The 18,769-nt window shown below is 34.4% G+C and carries 17 protein-coding genes; 3 read left to right on the top strand and 14 right to left on the bottom strand.

The window, feature by feature from the left end; translation table 11 throughout:
• Positions 1-123 precede the first annotated feature (123 nt).
• Positions 124-1,620 carry a DUF3149 domain-containing protein gene (locus PSR14_RS07765; protein WP_000669145.1) on the top strand — a complete coding sequence of 499 codons (1,497 nt, stop codon included), beginning with the start codon at positions 124-126 and terminating at the stop codon, positions 1,618-1,620.
• A 29-nt stretch (positions 1,621-1,649) separates the two neighbouring features.
• Here the strand turns inward: PSR14_RS07765 and PSR14_RS07760 are convergent, their stop codons facing one another.
• Positions 1,650-1,931, bottom strand: coding sequence for an aspartyl-phosphate phosphatase Spo0E family protein (locus tag PSR14_RS07760; protein WP_000493391.1), 282 nt, complete (start codon positions 1,929-1,931; stop codon positions 1,650-1,652).
• 336 nt (positions 1,932-2,267) lie between these two features.
• Between PSR14_RS07760 and PSR14_RS07755 the strand changes: the two genes are divergently transcribed.
• Complete coding sequence (locus PSR14_RS07755) at positions 2,268-3,038, top strand: divergent polysaccharide deacetylase family protein (protein WP_001234121.1); 771 nt, start codon at positions 2,268-2,270, stop codon at positions 3,036-3,038.
• A 67-nt stretch (positions 3,039-3,105) separates the two neighbouring features.
• On the opposite strand, the gene cbpA is transcribed toward PSR14_RS07755, so the two are convergent.
• The 11 genes from cbpA to PSR14_RS07700 all read right to left on the bottom strand — a co-directional run bounded on the left by cbpA (position 3,106) and on the right by PSR14_RS07700 (position 15,635).
• Positions 3,106-3,729 (bottom strand): cyclic di-AMP binding protein CbpA, encoded by a 624-nt coding sequence (gene cbpA, locus PSR14_RS07750; protein WP_001264219.1) that lies wholly within the window; start codon positions 3,727-3,729, stop codon positions 3,106-3,108.
• A 125-nt stretch (positions 3,730-3,854) separates the two neighbouring features.
• Positions 3,855-4,484, bottom strand: a complete 630-nt coding sequence (locus PSR14_RS07745; RefSeq protein ID WP_000895995.1) for a class II aldolase/adducin family protein — start codon at positions 4,482-4,484, stop codon at positions 3,855-3,857.
• 248 nt (positions 4,485-4,732) lie between these two features.
• Entirely contained in the window at positions 4,733-7,051 is a 2,319-nt protein-coding gene (locus PSR14_RS07740; RefSeq protein ID WP_074604387.1) for an NEAT domain-containing leucine-rich repeat protein, read from the bottom strand.
• 413 nt (positions 7,052-7,464) lie between these two features.
• A complete protein-coding gene (locus PSR14_RS07735) occupies positions 7,465-8,247 on the bottom strand; it encodes a DeoR/GlpR family DNA-binding transcription regulator (protein WP_000117662.1) in 783 nt (260 codons plus the stop codon).
• Positions 8,248-8,287: 40 nt separating this feature from the next.
• Positions 8,288-9,472 carry a saccharopine dehydrogenase family protein gene (locus PSR14_RS07730; RefSeq protein WP_000862149.1) on the bottom strand — a complete coding sequence of 395 codons (1,185 nt, stop codon included), beginning with the start codon at positions 9,470-9,472 and terminating at the stop codon, positions 8,288-8,290.
• Positions 9,469-10,566: a 2-aminoethylphosphonate--pyruvate transaminase gene (gene phnW / locus PSR14_RS07725; RefSeq protein WP_000138244.1), complete on the bottom strand. Its 1,098-nt coding sequence runs from the start codon at positions 10,564-10,566 to the stop codon at positions 9,469-9,471. Before phnW ends, PSR14_RS07730 begins: the two co-directional genes overlap by 4 nt.
• Before the next feature lie 15 nt (positions 10,567-10,581).
• Positions 10,582-11,376 (bottom strand): phosphonoacetaldehyde hydrolase, encoded by a 795-nt coding sequence (phnX, locus tag PSR14_RS07720; RefSeq protein WP_000687359.1) that lies wholly within the window; start codon positions 11,374-11,376, stop codon positions 10,582-10,584.
• Positions 11,377-11,397: 21 nt separating this feature from the next.
• Complete coding sequence (locus PSR14_RS07715; RefSeq protein WP_000425420.1) at positions 11,398-13,155, bottom strand: putative 2-aminoethylphosphonate ABC transporter permease subunit; 1,758 nt, start codon at positions 13,153-13,155, stop codon at positions 11,398-11,400.
• Positions 13,156-14,157 carry a putative 2-aminoethylphosphonate ABC transporter ATP-binding protein gene (locus tag PSR14_RS07710; RefSeq protein WP_000006183.1) on the bottom strand — a complete coding sequence of 334 codons (1,002 nt, stop codon included), beginning with the start codon at positions 14,155-14,157 and terminating at the stop codon, positions 13,156-13,158.
• A gap of 20 nt (positions 14,158-14,177) precedes the next feature.
• Entirely contained in the window at positions 14,178-15,254 is a 1,077-nt protein-coding gene (locus tag PSR14_RS07705; RefSeq protein ID WP_000750887.1) for a putative 2-aminoethylphosphonate ABC transporter substrate-binding protein, read from the bottom strand.
• Between the two features lie 228 nt (positions 15,255-15,482).
• On the bottom strand, positions 15,483-15,635 hold the full coding sequence (locus tag PSR14_RS07700) for a hypothetical protein (RefSeq protein ID WP_000240799.1): 153 nt from the start codon (positions 15,633-15,635) through the stop codon (positions 15,483-15,485).
• Positions 15,636-15,783: 148 nt separating this feature from the next.
• On the opposite strand from PSR14_RS07700, the gene PSR14_RS07695 reads away from it, so the two are divergent.
• Complete coding sequence (locus tag PSR14_RS07695; RefSeq protein WP_000725962.1) at positions 15,784-16,119, top strand: DUF3905 domain-containing protein; 336 nt, start codon at positions 15,784-15,786, stop codon at positions 16,117-16,119.
• Positions 16,120-16,157: 38 nt separating this feature from the next.
• Here the strand turns inward: PSR14_RS07695 and PSR14_RS07690 are convergent, their stop codons facing one another.
• Together PSR14_RS07690 and PSR14_RS07685 are read right to left on the bottom strand one after the other, a co-directional pair.
• Positions 16,158-17,507, bottom strand: coding sequence for a TrkH family potassium uptake protein (locus tag PSR14_RS07690; protein ID WP_001204709.1), 1,350 nt, complete (start codon positions 17,505-17,507; stop codon positions 16,158-16,160).
• A gap of 23 nt (positions 17,508-17,530) precedes the next feature.
• Positions 17,531-18,724 (bottom strand): FAD-binding oxidoreductase, encoded by a 1,194-nt coding sequence (locus PSR14_RS07685; RefSeq protein WP_000772473.1) that lies wholly within the window; start codon positions 18,722-18,724, stop codon positions 17,531-17,533.
• Between the last annotated feature and the right edge of the window lie 45 nt (positions 18,725-18,769).

The raw sequence follows: 18,769 nt of genomic DNA, 5'->3' as shown, positions 1-18,769 counted from the left end.
CGAATGAGTATTCACTCATTCATTATCTCTCCCCAAATATATTATGAATGATTCTTGAATAAAAACATGACAATTTTAACATAGTTTATATATAATGATAATAAAAAAGAAGGAGTACCAAATTTGAAATTCAAATTCCACAGCATAGTTTTATATATATTGCTTGTTATCCTACCAACAACAGGGATTGGTGCTACATTTTATTCATATCATTCGTATAAAATGAAACAAGAAAATAAACAAGTTGCCCATACGGTTCTCTTTTTATATAGAGACTATTTAGATCACCACCTTGGCGAAGCAATTTCTGCCCTAGAAATGCTCGCAAAGGTCGTAGGAACCGAGACTGGAAATATTAATGGGATGAAAGAAATTGTACATGATACAGATGGAAACGATGCACGTTTTTCTGGTCTATATTACGCTACACCAGAAGGTATCATTACAATCGCATCGGAAGGTGACCGACCACCTGTTGATGTCTCAGATCGTAAATATATTCAAAACGCCTTACAAACTAAGAAAACAACTGTATCATCCGTCATTACAGATCGTGTTCTTGGCCATCAAGCTATTATGATTGCTTCCCCCATTTTTAATAAACAGAAGGAGCTCTCAGGCTTATTGTTAGCAAGTTTACGCTTTGACTACATTTCATCATCTTTAAATGCCATTAAGCCACAATACCATTTTGAAGTAACTGATAAGTATGATGTAGTTTTTCTAACCGATGATAATAACGAAACAAGTGATGCACATTCTAATATGCTTACTACTCCACTCCAAAGATTAGATTGGAAGGTCTCTGTTTCTCCGTTACCTATTCATCAAAAAACTTTAAACCAGTGGGTTGCCGTAGAATGTATAGCTACTTTATTTTTAATGTCAATTTTATTTTTACTCGCTCAATATATGTTGTTAAAACGACAAACAAAACTAGAAAGACAACAAAATGAACTACAAAAAATTGAATTAGTTGGAACTTTTGCAGCCAGTACTGCCCACGAAATCCGTAATCCACTTACCGGAATTAAAGGGCTCGTCGCTCTATTAAAAGAGAAATATAAAGATGAACAAGATCAGTTCTATTTTTCCATCATCGAACAAGAAATAGAACGAATTAATGAAATTGTAAGTGAATTTCTTATTCTGGGAAAGCCAACTGCAATCATTGAACAAACATATGATGTGAGAACCATTCTAAATGAGGTAGCATTAATTATTCAATCTGAGGCGAATCTACATAATATTGTATTCCATTTACATTTGCCAGACCGTCCTGTTCATATCCGATGCTCGAAAGACCATATGAAACAAGTGGTTTTAAACATTACAAAAAATGCAATTGAAGCTATGACTTTTGGCGATACACTAACTATTTTCGTAACAAACAATGAAACACACGCACAATTGCAAATTATAGATACTGGAAAAGGGATTCCAAAACATATTCAAAAACACCTCTTTCATCCGTTCTTTACTAATAAAGATACTGGAACAGGTCTTGGACTTGTCATATGTAAACGAATTATAGAGATGTACAACGGGCATATTTTTATTAACAGTATAGAAAACGAAGGAACGACAGTTCATATCGAAATTCCGTTACACATAGTATAATTATCCTTATCCCTAAAGGGTAATTATACTTATTTCATAAAACCAGCCACAAGCATTCGCCAAAAATTACTTGATTTCCCTTCATACCCAATTTGAAAAATAGGTACCTTTATAATTGATAACCATTTTGGTGTTTGTTTTTCTTTATAACACTGGTACTGTAAAATAAGCTTGTCCAATTCTTGACTAACTTGAATCGTCTCCGTACTATTTAACCCACTCGTTAAACCTAATTGAATCATCTCTTCACGTTTCATATGAATATCACGTGAAAGCTTTTCTAATGTGTACTTCCTTTTTGCAGTAAACATTCATATCCCCCTTATTATACTTCCATGCTCTCTACTTCACTTCTCCATTGAACTTTTAACTGCTTATCATATTTGAATTTGAAGAATCAGAAAATTAAACATTTTCTCCCTGTAATTTACAAATCTTTACCCTCACTTTGAGAATTATTACAAATTATTCTATCTTTGTAAATACATTCGCAATAATAGACAATTTTTTTATCTCCTTTTTTTACAAACACCAATTAAATAGCGGATTCCCTATTTTCCATATACTTTTCTTCGACATTTTTTGTTTAATTTATATAAAAACGCAAACCATAATGGTGATTGATAATATAGAAAGGAAATAGTTATATGCGCAAATATACGATTGCATTGCTTATTTTGACTATGTTTTTACCAGCCTTCTTGTTTCCTATTGAGGCTAAGGCCCATACAAATAAAGTAGCTATTGTCATTGATGACTTCGGCAATAATATGAAAGGAACTGATAAAATGTTATCACTTCCTATTCCACTAACTGTTGCTGTTATGCCTTTTCTTCCTTCCACAAAGGAAGATGCGATAGCGGCTCATAAGAAAGGACACGAAGTTATTATACATATGCCAATGGAACCGATTAAAGGTAAAAAAGAATGGCTTGGACCAAAAGCAATTACAACTGATTTAAGCGACGAAGAAATAAATAATCGACTCGAACAAGCGATTCAAGAAGTACCACATGCAATTGGGATGAATAATCATATGGGATCAAAGGTGACTGCAGACGAAAGAATTGTACGACTTATACTCGCAGCTTGTAAAAAACACGGTTTATTTTATTTAGATAGCAAAACAAATCCTAAGAGTGTCGTCCCAAAAATCGGGAAAGAATTAGGAGTACCAATTATTGAAAATCAATTATTTTTTGATGACGTGTACACAGCGGCACATATTTCAAAACAAGCCCAATTACTCATTAAAAAACTTCAAGAAAAACCGATTATGGTAGCTATCGGACATGTTGGGCCTCCAGGTGAAATTACATCACGTGTTATAGAAACCTCTATCCCTAAAATTCGTGAACATGCAGATTTTATTTTTTTATCCGATTTAGCATTATCTCCGCCTCCTGTTTCAAAATAAGATTCATGACTCAAACTAAAAAAGAGAGCAATCTGCATATAGCAAATTGCTCCCTTTCCTTTTCATCTTAAATATAATCTACATGACTCACCCTGAATCCTTTTTTCTCTATTTTTTCGATTAATTGCTTTAATCTTTTTTCATTTAACTCATCTGTTATATTGACAATAACGCGGCGAATATATTGATCGCCGTTATCTAGCGTAAATAGTCCACCGATATGAAATGCTTTCAACAATGTCCCAAGTTCTTTAATCGTTCCCTTACAATCTTGTGTTGCAATTGTTAATATATAACCACCCGTCCGCATACCAAATGAATCCTCAATAACATCAAATATATTGGAATGAGTTAAGATGCCAACAAATTCATTATAATCATTTAATACAGCTAAAAACGGCAAACGACGAATAACATAAAATGCTCTGAAAAAAGAGTCCTTTTCAAAAATAAATGCAGTGGAATCTTCCAGCATATGTTCCGTACTTAATTCCTCTAATCCACCATTACACTTCTTTTCTAAAAGATCCACTTTATAAATAATCCCCATGAATTTCTTTTCATCTTCTGCTAATACAGGGATTGCTCGAAATCCCGTTTCATTCATAATTTGCAGAGCCTTCTTACCTGAATCGTTCATTTTGCAAAATGTTACTTGCTGTTTTGGCAGAAAATGATATTTAACTCGCAAAATATGTTCCTCCTTACATGTCAACATGTAATCTATATATAATAAGGAGACCTATATTTTATGAGTAAAATTATTTTTAAAACGCTTTCATTTACTTATTGACTTGTAACGACATCACAAACATTTCATATAACAGAGCTCTTTGCACCTTTTATCATTAACAATTTTACATGGTAGTTCATTAAATATTCTATACCCTCCAACCATTTTTTCGCGTATTCTGGAGTTTTTCCCCACACAATCATGCCATAATTATGAACGAGAACTACTCCTCCACCTTCAATAAAATTCGGCACATTATTCTCTAATAAATCTGCGAATTTTTTCTCATCTTCTACAATGGGAATTGTCATTTCTGTTATACCTTCTTTTCCAAAAACACGTTCCACGCTACGTTTATCGAATGTTACTTCCCCTTTTTCTCCATACAACTCTGATATTAAATGACTATCTACAGTCTGTACTTGTAAAATACATTCTGCACTACTTTTTTTATAAATATCTGCATGCATAAATGATTCCGCAGCTGGTTTTTCTTCATTTTCAAATACTGGTTCACACATACAGTTTACAACAATAAAATCTTCTTCTGAAAATAACCCTTTATCTCTTCCTTCAACGTTTACTAAAAAAGTTAACGGCTCTTTTGACGTACAAAGTGATAAGCTAATTTTTGTACCATAAAACCAATCACGAAGTGCTAGTTCAGATTTCACATCTTTTAATTCATTCCATTTCTTTAGAAAAAATAACATTTCGTCACCCCCGGCGTAATATTCATATAATGTTCGAATCCTTTCTATGTAAAAGGAGTATTTTTTGATTATTCTAAAAATTTAATTGAATTATCACATGAGAACGCCTTTTTGTCAATATAGTTTCACGTCTCTTCTTTAAAAAGGGCTATTCATATGTCTATACTCATGTATCTTGACTATTTCATTTTATACATAAAAAATACGTTATTCTTTTTCAATCAAAGAATAACGTATTTTCTCATCTTTTATTTCGTCATTGCGTTATATAAGAACTGTGCATATTGTTCACGTGTTACAAAATCATCACCTAAAAAGTTTCCTTTTCCATCACCTTTTGATATGTTATTGTCCGCTAACGCTTTCACATATTCTTCTGCCCAATGACCAGTTGGTACATCATTAAAGTTCACTTTATTATTTTCATCTTCTTTTAGCTGAAATACTTTATATAATACTACAGACATTTCGTATCGAGTTAATACTCCATCTGGACGAAACTCCCCAGTACCATCTCCTTGCATAATTCCAGCTTGCGCAACTGTAGCAATATCTTGCTCAAACATATGTCCTTTCGTATCTGTAAATCTCTCTTTCTGCTCTACTTTATGTTCTAATTTCAAATACCTTTGTACTAAAGACGCAACTTGTCCACGAGTAATACGATCCCCAAATCCAAATTGTCCATTTCCATATCCCTTAAAAATATTTTCTTTCGCTAAATAATGAATTGCTTCCTCTGACCAATGTCCTTTTGGTACATCTTTAAATTCTACTACTCCTACTTTTTCATCTTCTTTAGAATTATTGTCTTCTTTAGAAGTGTTATCTTCTTTACTTTCTACCACATTTTGAATCACAGATCCTGTGAAGAAGATTCCTGTATCCGCAAATGGATCTTTTACACCAAATTCATATACTTTCTCACCCGGTGTACTCCACTTAACTGCATCATTACTATACGTACCACCTTCGCTCTTTAAACGAACTTTTGTAGAGATTTTACCATCTTTCTCGTATATAGGTACTTTTACTTCTTTATTTACTTCTGTTTCCTCTAAAAATACTTTTTGATTTTGAACATTGATATAGGCTGTTTTACTTAGTTCTATAACTGGTCGAACATCACGAATTTCATTTGCAACAAAACTTAAGAATACTAACTTTTTCAAATTGCTAGCTGGTGTTAAGTCTGAAATATAATTCGCTTCTAAATCAAGCTTTTGTAAGTTTACTAGACTTGATAATGGAGTAATATCCTTTAACTCATTGTTAGGTAAGTGTAATTGTTTTAACTGGGTCATCTTACTTAGAGGAGTAACATCTTTTATTTCATTTTTCCCGATCCACAATTCTTCTAATTGCTTCATTTGCTCAATACCGGATAAATCTTTTACTTTATTACGTGTTAATACTAAGTCTTTTAAAGGTAATGAATATAACGGTTTAATATCTTCAATTTGATTACCTGCTAAAGTTAAATATGTTACATTTTTCAACGCGCTTAATGGCGCAACATTCGTAATTTTATTATTTGCTAAATTCAAGTAATCTAGTTGTTCCATTTTCGCTAATGCTGTTACATCTTCTATTTGGTTACCTGATAAATATAAACTTTTTACATTTTTCATCTCAATTAGTGGTGCAACGTTCGTAATTTTATTATTACTTAAATCAAGAGAATCTAAATTATCCATCTTAACAAGTGTTGTTACATCTGAAAATTCATTACCACGTAAAGCTAAATGTTTCAATTGTTTTAAGCTCGTAAAGAATGATGGATCTTTTATCTTCGCATTCGCAACTGTTAAAGATTTTAAATTTGGCATATATTTTAATGCACTATAATCCAGTATCTCATTCGTATTTAAAAACAAGTCCTTTACTTGTAATAACTCTTCTTTCGTGATTGGTGTATTTAAATCTTTTCTATTAAATACCTTTTTATTAACAAGCTCTCTTAATTTATTATCTGTTATCATATTTTGATTATCAACTGGATGATCCGTCTCCATATTGCCTGAATTAGAGTTATCATCTCGTTTCTCTGTTTCTTTGTCACCTACAGTTGGATCTTTAATTTCAAATTGAACTTGATATTTGTGATCATATCCAATAGCCGGAATAAGTATATGCATTTGCATATTGTGCTTCTTCTCAAACTCGCCAATTTCAAATTGAACTACTTTCGTTCCATTCTTCCTCTTATCTTCTGACAAAACTTTCACATCATGAAATACGCCAGGTTGGTTTTTATCCTCTATTCTAAGGTATTGAAAATAATCGCTATCTTGCATTGTTACAGTTACAATTTTTTTCCCATCCGCAATCGTTACTTTAGGATTTTTTATATATTGAGAAACCATAGATGGCTCGTCTTTTTGATCCTTATATATTTTAATCTCAGTATCGTATGTACGTTCACTAGCTGCCGCTACCGATTGGTTTGCTTCAATTTTTATTGCTGCTAACGCTGGAGTAGAGTATGCAGCAAATGGAATTGCTAATGTTGTCGCTACTACTAGCGCCTTCATATAATTTTTTTTCAAAATAATATCCCCTATCATATATAATCTTTATAATTGATAAACATTATCAATTACTCATAAATAAATGATAATGAATATCATTATCGATGTCAACGAGAATATTACATTAAATTTATATTTTTAAAGGCAAAAAATAAAAAAGCCCTTTATTCAAAGAGCTTTTTTACCTATCGTATGAAGAATTTCATTTTTCTCCTTCTCATTGATGACACCAATTTTTTGCAAAATATTTGCATACAATACAAGTTTATTATATATCCGTTCTGACATACTTCCCCTTCTTTCCTTCGACCAACTTTTTTTGTATTGGTAAATTATATGAAAGAGATGGGAAAATGTGTCCACTTTTTTTGCATAAATACAAATCTTTTATCCCGCTATTTGCAGGCAGTAAAACTCCCACCTCACAATCAGGTGGGAGTTCTACGTATTTAACAAATTGTCCATTGAATATTATGCCTTTTAACTTCCTCTTCAAAACTATAGGGCATTTTCTTATCACAAATTACATGTTGAATGCGCGAAAACGCTGCTATTCGGTAATTTCCTTTTACACCTACCTTTGTATGATCACATAAAATATATGTTTTCTCTGCTAATTTCATCATCGCTTCTGACAGTTTCGCCTTTTCTAATTCAAAACTAGAAACTCCAAAACCAGGTAATAATCCATCAATCGAAACAAATGCTTTATGAAAATGAAATTGCTGGATAACTTGCTGCGAAATAGATCCTGATACGCGTGAATGTTTTGGAGATACTTTTCCACCAATAAATAAAACTTCACCGTGAAACATCTTTTTATTAATAGAAGAAATTAATTGTGTCGCTACTGGAAATGAACTTGTTACAATCGTTAAATTTTTGCGATGTACAAGATATGGTACCATTTGAAGTGGTGTACTTCCGTCATCAATCGCAATCACATCTCCATCTTCTACAAATGTTGCTGCTTTATACCCAATTCGCTTCTTCTCTTCTATATGTAGCATCTCTCGTTCTAACATTGGTGCCTCTATTCCAGCTCCCGGAAGTTGGACGGCTCCACCATACACTTTCTTCAACTTCTTTTCACGATCCAATTCTTCTAAATAACGACGAATCGTCTCTGTTGATACAGCAAACTCTCTCGCTAATTCTGAAACTTTTACCTTCCCTTTAAACTCTACCTTCTCAAGAATGGTTCGCTTTCTTTCTTCACCTACTACAGACATAACCTCACCCCATTGATTTCTACCTCATACACTGCCTTACTTATACAAAGTTATAACTTTCCTTTTCAACGAAAACTTCCTCGTGAATATGAATACCACGCTTTTTTAGTTCATCAAAAATAATTTGTGGTTTGACAAAAGCTTCCTCGGGTGTCACAACACCAACTTTATTTACATTCCCATTTGCGATTAGCTCTGTAGCAATCCCAAATGGAATACCGACGTTTCTCGTATAAGCTCTTAATTTTTCCCATCCTACAACAGATCCATCAGATAACGGGTGTGTATGATATAATACACGTCTTTGTTTCTCATTATTTTTCATACCTATTACTTCTACATGAAGTGCATAACCGTAAATCTCTGTTTCTTGTCCTTCTTTCGATTGCAATAAATACTTCGCAATACAATCCATTATGCCGATTTCTTTTCCATTTATTTCAACTGGATCATTACGCAATATACCGTAATCATACAATGCACGTACGAGCTGCATATTTTGCTTTGGCCAAGTTCCTCTCGTCTCTATTAGTTTAACGCCTTTATTTTCTAATGCTTTTGCTAACGTAATCGTTTCAGAATGCGGTATGATATACTGCGTTGTCTTACCATAAGGCGCCGGTAATTCAATTTCTCTTGGACGCGCAAACGGAGGCACTTGCTTAAACTCACCATCTTCATACACTGTACGCGATGGCAAATGTGGATCATATTCATATGTCGTTGTTTCTGTAATGGATGCAGAAAAAGCAATAGGACGATACGAACCATGACTTACACGAACTGACTCTACAGTATGTAACTGATTTGCTGCATGCATCGCCATCATTTGCGTTACACCTGGCGTCATACCAAACCCAGGTAAACATGTTTTTCCGTTTTGAACAAATATAGAATGCGAATCATTTTCTTCACCAAATCCATTTAAATTCACACCGTGACAACCTGCTTCTGCAATACATCGAGTAGATAATCCATTTAACTTAATTGTTGTACCATCCATTACAATGTCATAGCCCTTCATTTTTGCAACCGTATCCTCATGATTCGTTACATCTACTTTCACAAAATCAACGCGAGGATCGTTGAGCCATTCTACTACTTTAAGCCCCTCTTCTTCGTTAAAATCTGCTACTGTAATCGTCTCAAAAGATGAAAATTGCACTAAATCTAAAATTGCCTCACGACAAATTTTACCTGCTCCACCTAAGCAAAATACTTTCAACCTATAACAACTCCTTTAGCGATACTATCAACTAAGCGATGAATATCTGCCTCATGTACATCACCGATATTTCCAATGCGGAATGTATCTACTTTTGAAATTTTACCTGGATATATAACAAATCCATCACGCTTTAATTCATTGTATAATTGATCAAAATCAAACCATTCTTCTGGATAAATGAAAGATGTAATAATAGGCGATTGATATTTTTCATCTACTAGTGGCTTAAATCCGATTTCTCTCATTCGATTCACTAATAGTTTTTGATTGTTATCATATCGATTGTAACGTGCTTTTACTCCGCCCTCTTCTTCTAATTCAAGTAGTGCTTGATAAAAAGCGTGTACAACATGTGTAGGTGATGTAAAACGCCATTTTCCATTTTGATTTTCCATCGTTTCCCATTGATCGTATAAATCTAAAGATAATGAACGTGCCTGCCCTTTACATTTCAACAATTCATCGCGCTTTGCAATAACAAATCCGAACCCTGGAACCCCTTGAATACATTTATTCGCACTACTAATTAGAAAGTCAATTTGCAACTCAGCGATATCTATTTCAATACCACCAAAACTACTCATTGCATCAACTAGTGTTACTTTTCCGTATTGCTTCCCTAATTTACATACATCTACAATTGGATTGATAATACCTGTTGTTGTTTCACAATGAACAACTGCAATATGTGTAATCTCTTTATCTTGTTGTAATATCTTTTCTACTTCTACAATATTAGTAGGCTCCCACTCTTCTGTTTGACTGACCACCACATCTATATGTAACATCTCTGCCATTTGTACAATTCGCTTACCATACGCACCATTTGTACAAACAAGCAGCTTTCCGTTTTTTGGAATGACAGAACCGATTACTGCTTCAACTGAAAACGTACCGCTTCCTTGCATTAATACTGTTGTATATCTCTCTTCTTCCTTCGTTGCTAACGATACAAGTTTAGCTCTTACCTGTTGCACCATCATGTTATATTCAACATCCCACGTACACCAATCGTATAGCATAACTTCTTTTACTGTTTTTGTTGTCGTTAATGGTCCTGGCGTTAATAATAAGTAGTGATTTTCAGTCATGATCCTATTCCCCTTTTATGAAATAATAAATTCTTGTTTCTCGATTTGTTCAATTACGTTTTCGAGTCCCTGCATCGTTTCAATTGTAAAATGAGCCCCGTTTTCAACGAAACGCTTTCGAACTACTTCCATTTTTTCACGAAGTTCTACCGGATCCATAGTTTCAGCTGCCCACTCGCTTAAGCCGAGCTCACTACTACCGAGAATTACACCCACAGTCCACATACCAGCATTTCTGCCCTCTTTCATATCTGACACTGTGTCCCCGACTTTTATCATATGATTCATCGGATACACACCAAGTTCCATCGCATTTTTATAACACATCCAAGGGTACGGACGGCCTGCTGAAACATCATCTGGCGTCACAAGAACATCAGGTTTATATCCTTGTATTTCTGCTTCTTTTGCAACGATGTCCATCATTTCTCTCGTATAACCAGTTGTTGAGCCAATTTTAAGGCCTCTTTTACGTAATGAAGCAACCACTTCTTTCACCCCATCAATTGGCGTGGCATAGTGTGGCAAAATAGTAAAGAGTATTTCTTCAAACTCTTCATACATCTCGTGAATGTCTGCTTCTGTTGGTAAATGTCCGAAAACACGCTCCCACTCATTCGCAATACGAGGCATTTCTGTTAGTGCCCTTACATGATCGATCTTTAATAATCCCATCGGTTTACGGGCTTCTTCATCTGTAATTTTAACACCACGTTTACGAAAAATTTTTATGAATACTTCCAGTGGTGCAAAACATCCGTAATCAACTGTCGTACCTGCCCAATCAAAAATAACTGCTTCTATTTTCATTCAATCCATCACCCTTCTCACTTATCTTTTTTGCCATTGTGACGTTCGGTTACGAAGTGCTTTCGTTCCCCATTCATATACAACTCTTACTACAATATTTGTAACAACAATAAGTACACTCATTGCAGCTGCTGGCGCTACATTTCCTGCATCATCCATATTTACGATTGATACGGCAGCTAGTTTAAAATCAGCTGCGTATAAGAATACAACCGCTGACACAGTTACCATCGAATTGACGAAATAGTACATGACCATTTCTAAAATTGCTGGTAAACACATCGGTACTGTTACTCTAAAGAATGTTTTATAAAACGGAATGCCCATCGACTGCGAAACAAGCTCAAACTCTCGGTCTAATTTCTTTAAAGCAGTCGTTGCGGTAACGAATGTTACAGAATAAAAATGAATGATGTTTACTAGTACTAGCACAGCAATTGTTCCGTATAAAGAATGAAACGGATTCGTTACTGAAAGTCCAAGTATTTGAATCGTTGGTTGACTAAAGAAAAAGACGTATCCCAATCCAAGTACTAAACCTGGGATTGCTAAAGGGACAATCGAGAAAAAGTAGCCTGTTTTTCGGAAAAACTTTAGCTGATCTATTTTCTCAATCGCATATGCGAACATAAATGTTAAAATTGCCCCAATAACTGCTGTAACTGCTGAGACAATCACACTATTTTTAAATGCTTCAAGTCCATCACCTGTTAAACTCGAAAAATTAAAATGCTCAAATGTAAAACTCATATTATATGGCCATACTTTCACACTTGCAGCAATACCAACCGCCACAAATAAAAGAATAATCATAAGTGTAATCACACTACAATATATGAATGAGACTACATCTCTTTTCTTATTAGCCGTTATTCTATATGGCACTGCTTTGGAAGATAAGAAATTTGCCTGCTTTCTTTGCGTAATGCGATCAACTGCAAATGCAAATATAGCTGGAATTAATAAAATCATTCCGACAGTTGCACCCATCGGCATATTTTGTTGTCCAATTACTTGTTTGTATACATCAGTAGCAAGTACATTATATTGCCCACCAACAATTTTTGGTGCGCCAAAATCAGTAAAACTAAGTGTAAACACAACAAACATCGCACTAATTAATCCATACTTTACACTAGGTAAAGTAACAGTGAGAAATTGCTTTGTTTTACTCGCTCCCAACATATTAGAAGCTTCATATAAACGATAATCAGAACCTTGGAAAGCAATTAATAATATAAGAAATGCTTGCGGAAATGTATACATGACTTCAGCCATTACAATTCCTACTGGTCCATATAAAGGGATTTGTATACCTTCAAATAAACCAAACATCCCTTTCGTTACTAATCCTTGATTACCAAATAAATATGTCAGTGCGATACCATGCATCATCGTTGGTGCGAATAATGGTAACAACGCGACATATTGAAATACACGCTTGCCAAATACATTCGTACGAGCGATCGCATAGGCGTAAGCGAAAGCAAGTGTCACTGCAATAATTGTTGTCGCGCCCGAAATCCATATCGTATTTTGTAATGATTGAACTAATGTTGGGGTTGTGAAATATTTACTGAAATTCGCAACACCAATGAAAGCTCCATCTTTATCATAAAAAGCTTGTGTAAACAATTGTAATAGTGGTAATACAAGCATAATCAAAAAAGCAAGAATCATACCAATAATTAATAGTCTTTGTATCCATTCTTCTTTACCGATACGTCTCTTAATCTTTTTTTTCGTACTTTCTACCTTTAAGTCTTCTAACATCTCCATCTATACAACAACCTTCTTTCCATATGACAACATATGATTTTCTGAGAAAGAGATTTGAATCGGATTTCCTTTCCTAATAGCTGTTTTTTCTACTTCTGATGCCAATATATCTACAACGATTTTCTCATTATATAGATGTGTTTTTTCATCTATAACTCGCACTTCTGTCCGGTATACAGATCCACGAAATTCCATACTTTCCACAACCGTTTTAATACCATCATTTTGTACAATCGTTACATGTTCAGGACGAATTGCATGTTCTTCATTATTTTTCGAAAAGAAATTAATAGAACCAATAAAATCTGCCACAAACGGATTGGCTGGTCTTTGATAAATCTCCTCTGGTGTTCCAATCTGCATAATTTCCGCATGATTCATTACAACAATTTTATCAGCCATCGTTAATGCCTCTTCTTGATCATGCGTGACCATAATAGTTGTTACTCCTACTTTTTCTTGCAAATCACGCATTTCTCTACGTAACTTTTCACGTACTTTTGCATCTAAAGCAGATAACGGCTCATCGAGTAACAAAATATCCGGAGACAGAGCGAGCGCACGTGCAAGTGCTACTCGCTGCTGTTGTCCACCAGACATTTGAGCAGGATATTTATCTTTTACATTCAGTAAATCAACTAGTTCTAACGCCGATAGCGCCTTCTCTTTTACTTCTGCTTTTCCATACTTTTTCGTCTTTAAGCCGTATTCAATGTTTTCAAGTGCTGTTAAATTCGGAAATAATGCATATGATTGAAACACCATTCCGAAATTTCTCTTTCCAGGAGGTAATGCTGTAATATCTTTTCCATTCACAGCTATACTGCCTGTTGTCGCCTCTTCTAGCCCTGCTAAAATTCGAAGCAATGTTGTTTTCCCACAGCCACTTGGGCCTAATAAACATACAAACTCATTTTTTTTCACAGTAAAAGAAATATCTTTTAACGCTGTAAATGCATCAAACTGTTTTTGAATGTGTTGAATTGATAAATATTCGCTCATTTTTTCTCTCTCCCACTCACTTACTTTTTCGGTTCTGCTTTTTGGCCAAACTCTTTTTCCCATTTTTCTAAAATTTTGTCGCGATTTTCTGCTGCCCACTTAAAGTCATTCTTTTTGTATAATTTTTCCGTCACATCTTTAGGGAATCCATCTGGAAGTTTATAATCATTTTTAATTGTCGCAAATCCATTTTTCTCGAAGTATAACTTCATTACATCATCAGTAATTGCCCAATCTAAAAATGCTTGCGCTAATTTTTCATTTTTTGCATTATCTTTTTTAATAAGTGCGTTCGCTTCTACTTCCCAACCTAATCCTTCTTTTGGCAATACAACTTCAACTGGTGCACCTTTTTGTTTCTCTTTCAAAGCACTATAAACCATCGATACACCAACTGGATATTCACCCGCCCCCGCTAATTTCGCTGGTTTTGAACCTGAATGAGTATAAGTTGCCATATTATCATGAAGTTTCTTCATGTAATCCCAGCCTTTATCTTCACCCATAATTTGTAACCATGCAGAAACTGTTAAAAATCCTGTTCCAGAAGATGCTGGATGCGGCATAACAAGCGTTCCTTTATACTCTGGTTTCGTTAAGTCTTCGTATGATTCTGGCATCGGTAAATTTTTCTTCTTTAATTCTTCTTTATTTATAGCAATCCCCGTCATAAATGCAGTATTTCCTACCCATTTTTCTGGTTGTTTATCATCTTTAAATTGCGGTAAAACGCGATCCGCTCCTTTTGGAGAGTATCCTTTTAACATATCTTTTTTATCTAAAGCTAATAGACTTGAAGCTGCAGTTCCCCATACAACATCTGCTTGTGTATTTTTTCCTTCAGCTAGCAATTTTGCTGTAATAACTCCAGTTGAATCACGAACAATATTCAGCTTCACATCTGGATATTTCTTTTTAAAAGAATCAAGATAAATTGGTACAAGTTCTTCTTCAATTGCTGTGTAAACAGTTAATGATCCAGATAATTTATCATCTTTTACTTTTGCCCCAGCACTTTCTTCTTTCTTTGCACCACACCCCATTAATAACGAAAATACCATTCCAGTTGCTACAGCTTTAAAGATTGTTTTTTTCACTGTCTCTCTCTCCTTTTACAAATCTTATGTACAACTCAAATATAAACAACTAGTGTAAAAGCAGTATTAAACCAACATTAATCTTTTGTTTGTTGTTTGTTTTTGTGTAATACGTTGCTACTTCTATGTTTTTTCGCATTTTTCTGCTAATAATGAACACTAAATTTACAAATAATTAAAAAAACCTTTATAATCCCACAAAAAAATGAGGCGTTTGTAAAAAACGCCTCACTTTTGTTTACCTTTTTTTGAATTACGATTTGCATACTTCGCGCTATTTTCTCCTTCATACTCTAATGCAAATTCTGCATCTGGTAAGCTTTCTTTCGGAGTTTTATTATTGTTGATTGCCGCATTTTGTTTCACTTTTCTTTTTACCAATACATTCACCTGCTCTCAAAAATTCACTTTCTACTCTAGTTTGAAGCGAGCTAAAATAATTATTACTGGCAAGTGTTAACAAGTACATAAGAACTGTTAGATGGAAATACTACATATGAAGAAATCATAATAAAAAGGAGCTCTTATTTTGAAGAAGAAAGATAAAATCCAGTCACCCATTTTAGATGAAACGCTCCCGCATCAAATGAATTTCCCATCTTTTAAAGGAACAGGAAAGAAGATGCAACAACCTTTCATAAATCAATATGACGTCGTAATCGGAGACAGTAAATATGATTCCGAGAACAGTCCACTTCACAATTGGAGTGATGATGTAGATCCTGCCATTATGGCTGGAGAAGAATGGATCCATCCTACAAATGATATTGGTTGGATTTCAGAAGAAAATCAAGAGTTACTAAAAAAAGAAGGAGATAATAAGAAGGATACTTTTATGCATCCGCAATTTGGCATTAATGACTAAAAAACCATTCTACCTATGTTAGGTAGAATGGTTTCATACTATCCAATAATAATTCTCTCTTTCGGATATTTATAGCGAGGTGGCTGTTCTCTTCCGCCACTAGCTAGTATAAATGTTAAAATACCGACACGCCCGATAAACATAAGTACAATGAGTACAAGTTTACCAACAGTTGTTAAATCTGGCGTAATACCTGTCGATAGTCCTGTCGTCCCGAAAGCAGAACAGACTTCAACAATTAAACTCATAAGCGGTACATTTTCCGTAATAGATAAAATAAATAGTGCTGTGGCACATAATAAAATCCCCATTGTCATAACGACAGATGCTTTCAGCACGTCCTCTTCATGTAGCTGACGTTTGAAGACTCTAACCGTTCTCCCGCCTCTTGCAAAAGTGTATAGTGACAATATACTAACAGCAAATGTCGTTGTACGTATCCCGCCCCCAACCGAACTTGGAGATGCTCCTATAAACATTAATATACTCATAAATAAAAGCGTCGGTTGTGACAATTCAAGTATATCCATTGTAGCAAGTCCCCCGCTTCGCGTCGTCACAGATTGGAATAGTGTATAGAAAACTGTTTCATGCCATGACTTTCCTGCTAAAAAATGATTTCGTTCTAGTAAAAAAATCATAATCGTTCCAACGACCACGAGCGCAAAAAATGTTGTTGTCGTCAATTTTGTAAATAGCGAAAAACGAAATAGTTGCTGTCTCCTTTTACTAAGGAATTGTTTCACTTCCATTAATACAGGGAAGCCGATTGCTCCTAAAATAATAAGTAACATATGAATCATTTGAACAATGTAATCTTTTTTATACGGAATTAGCGATTGTCCTGTTAAATCAAATCCGCCGTTCGTAGTTGCACTAACAGCTGCAAAAAAACCGTGAAAATAAGCTTCTTGCCAAGTTGGAAAGTAAAGTAAGAATCTTGTACCTAATAATATCGCTCCAATAAGCTCTATTGAAATAATTACAATTAAAATAGAACGCATCAATTCTACAAGACCTGATAAATTCCCTTGATTATGGTCTGCCATAATGAGTCTTCTTCTCTGCAAACCAATCTTTTTTCCTGTTATAATCCAAACGAATGTACCTAACGCCATAATTCCTAAGCCGCCCAATTGTAAAATAAGGGCTAAAATAATAATTCCTGCCGTAGTAAATGTATCTGAAATCGTAACAACAGACAGGCCCGTAACACTTACCGCACTAACCGATGTAAAAAGTGCATCTATAAATGTCCATTTGACACCAGGCTTCGTAACAAACGGTAAACTAAGCAATATCACCGATACAACTACCGCTAATAAATAAAACAGAACAATGAGTTGTACAGGGCGTAATTTTTGTAAAAACTTTTTTATATCTCTCATTCCATCACTTCGCTACCTTTTTTCTATCGATTAAATAAAGAAAAATCTTTACTTTCTTTATTTGTAAATAACTGCTCAAATATTTTAGCAAATACCATTCCATACACAGTTCCATTACCTCCATATGGCAATGCATAAAATAAATTATGTATCTTATTATCTTCTTTTAAAATAGGGAGACCATCATGACTACCGCCAAATGCTGCCGCCCAATAGTAGTCTGCCTGTATATCTTTATACTGCGGGAACATCTCTTTTATAATGTTAATAAGGACATCACGCTTATGCAATAATTTCGTATCACCGATTGTTTGAATTTGCATTGCTTCATCTAATCCGCCTACAATAATACGGTTTTTATACGTTCGAAAATATAAATACGGCCGTGCTGTTTCCCAAATTAATGATCGCTCATACCAACCTTCAAACTGATCTATTTCATTTGTTACAATTGCATAAGAAGTTTCTACTATTGTATTTTTTTCTTTCTTTCCAAAAAGTGCTTCATAACCCGTCGCCATAATAATATTCTTTGCTACAATTTGATTTCCTGTTTTCGTATAACAAATTAAATCATTTTGACGTTTTTTTATATATATGGCCTCTGTATGTTCATATATAGTAGCACCCATTTGATTTGCTTTATGCAAAAGGCTATGCGCTAATAAATACGGATTTACCTCAGCATCACCGTGTGTATATAATGCCGCTTGTTTTGTAAAAGGATACCGTTCCTTAATATCAGATGCTGTAAAATACTCAACTGGAAACTCATAATTCTGTAACGTTTTGTATTCCTCTTGTAAAAATGAGACATCTTCACTTTTACTTGCATAATATAAACTGTTTCGCGGAATAAACTGGGGATCGATATCGAGAGTCGGTACAACTTTCTCCATTGTTCGTAACGCTTCGTAACAAAGCTTATATGCTCGCACCCCTTTTTCTTCGCCAAATGTATGGATAAGTGAGGTTAACGATTTATCATGAAGAAATTGTAATAACCCTGTATTAGCAGCTGTGCTGCCACATGAAATCATATTTTTTTCAATAAGTGTAACGCACATTCCCATTTTCGCTAACGAATACGCTATTTGAGCACCCGCTTCGCCACTTCCAACTACAAGCACATCACATATCATATCATTTTCTAACGATGGATAACAAGGCATAGAAGCTCCTGTATCCCAAAACAACTTACCAATCATAAGCTTCATAATTATACTCCTAAAATATAAATTTCTCCTTTCTATGTTTTGTTA

Source organism: Bacillus sp. A01H (assembly GCF_045277205.1).
Taxonomy (GTDB): domain Bacteria; phylum Bacillota; class Bacilli; order Bacillales; family Bacillaceae_G; genus Bacillus_A; species Bacillus_A paranthracis.
The sequence above is the reverse complement of the archived record's forward strand: the minus strand, read 5'-3'. Positions and strand labels throughout refer to the sequence as shown.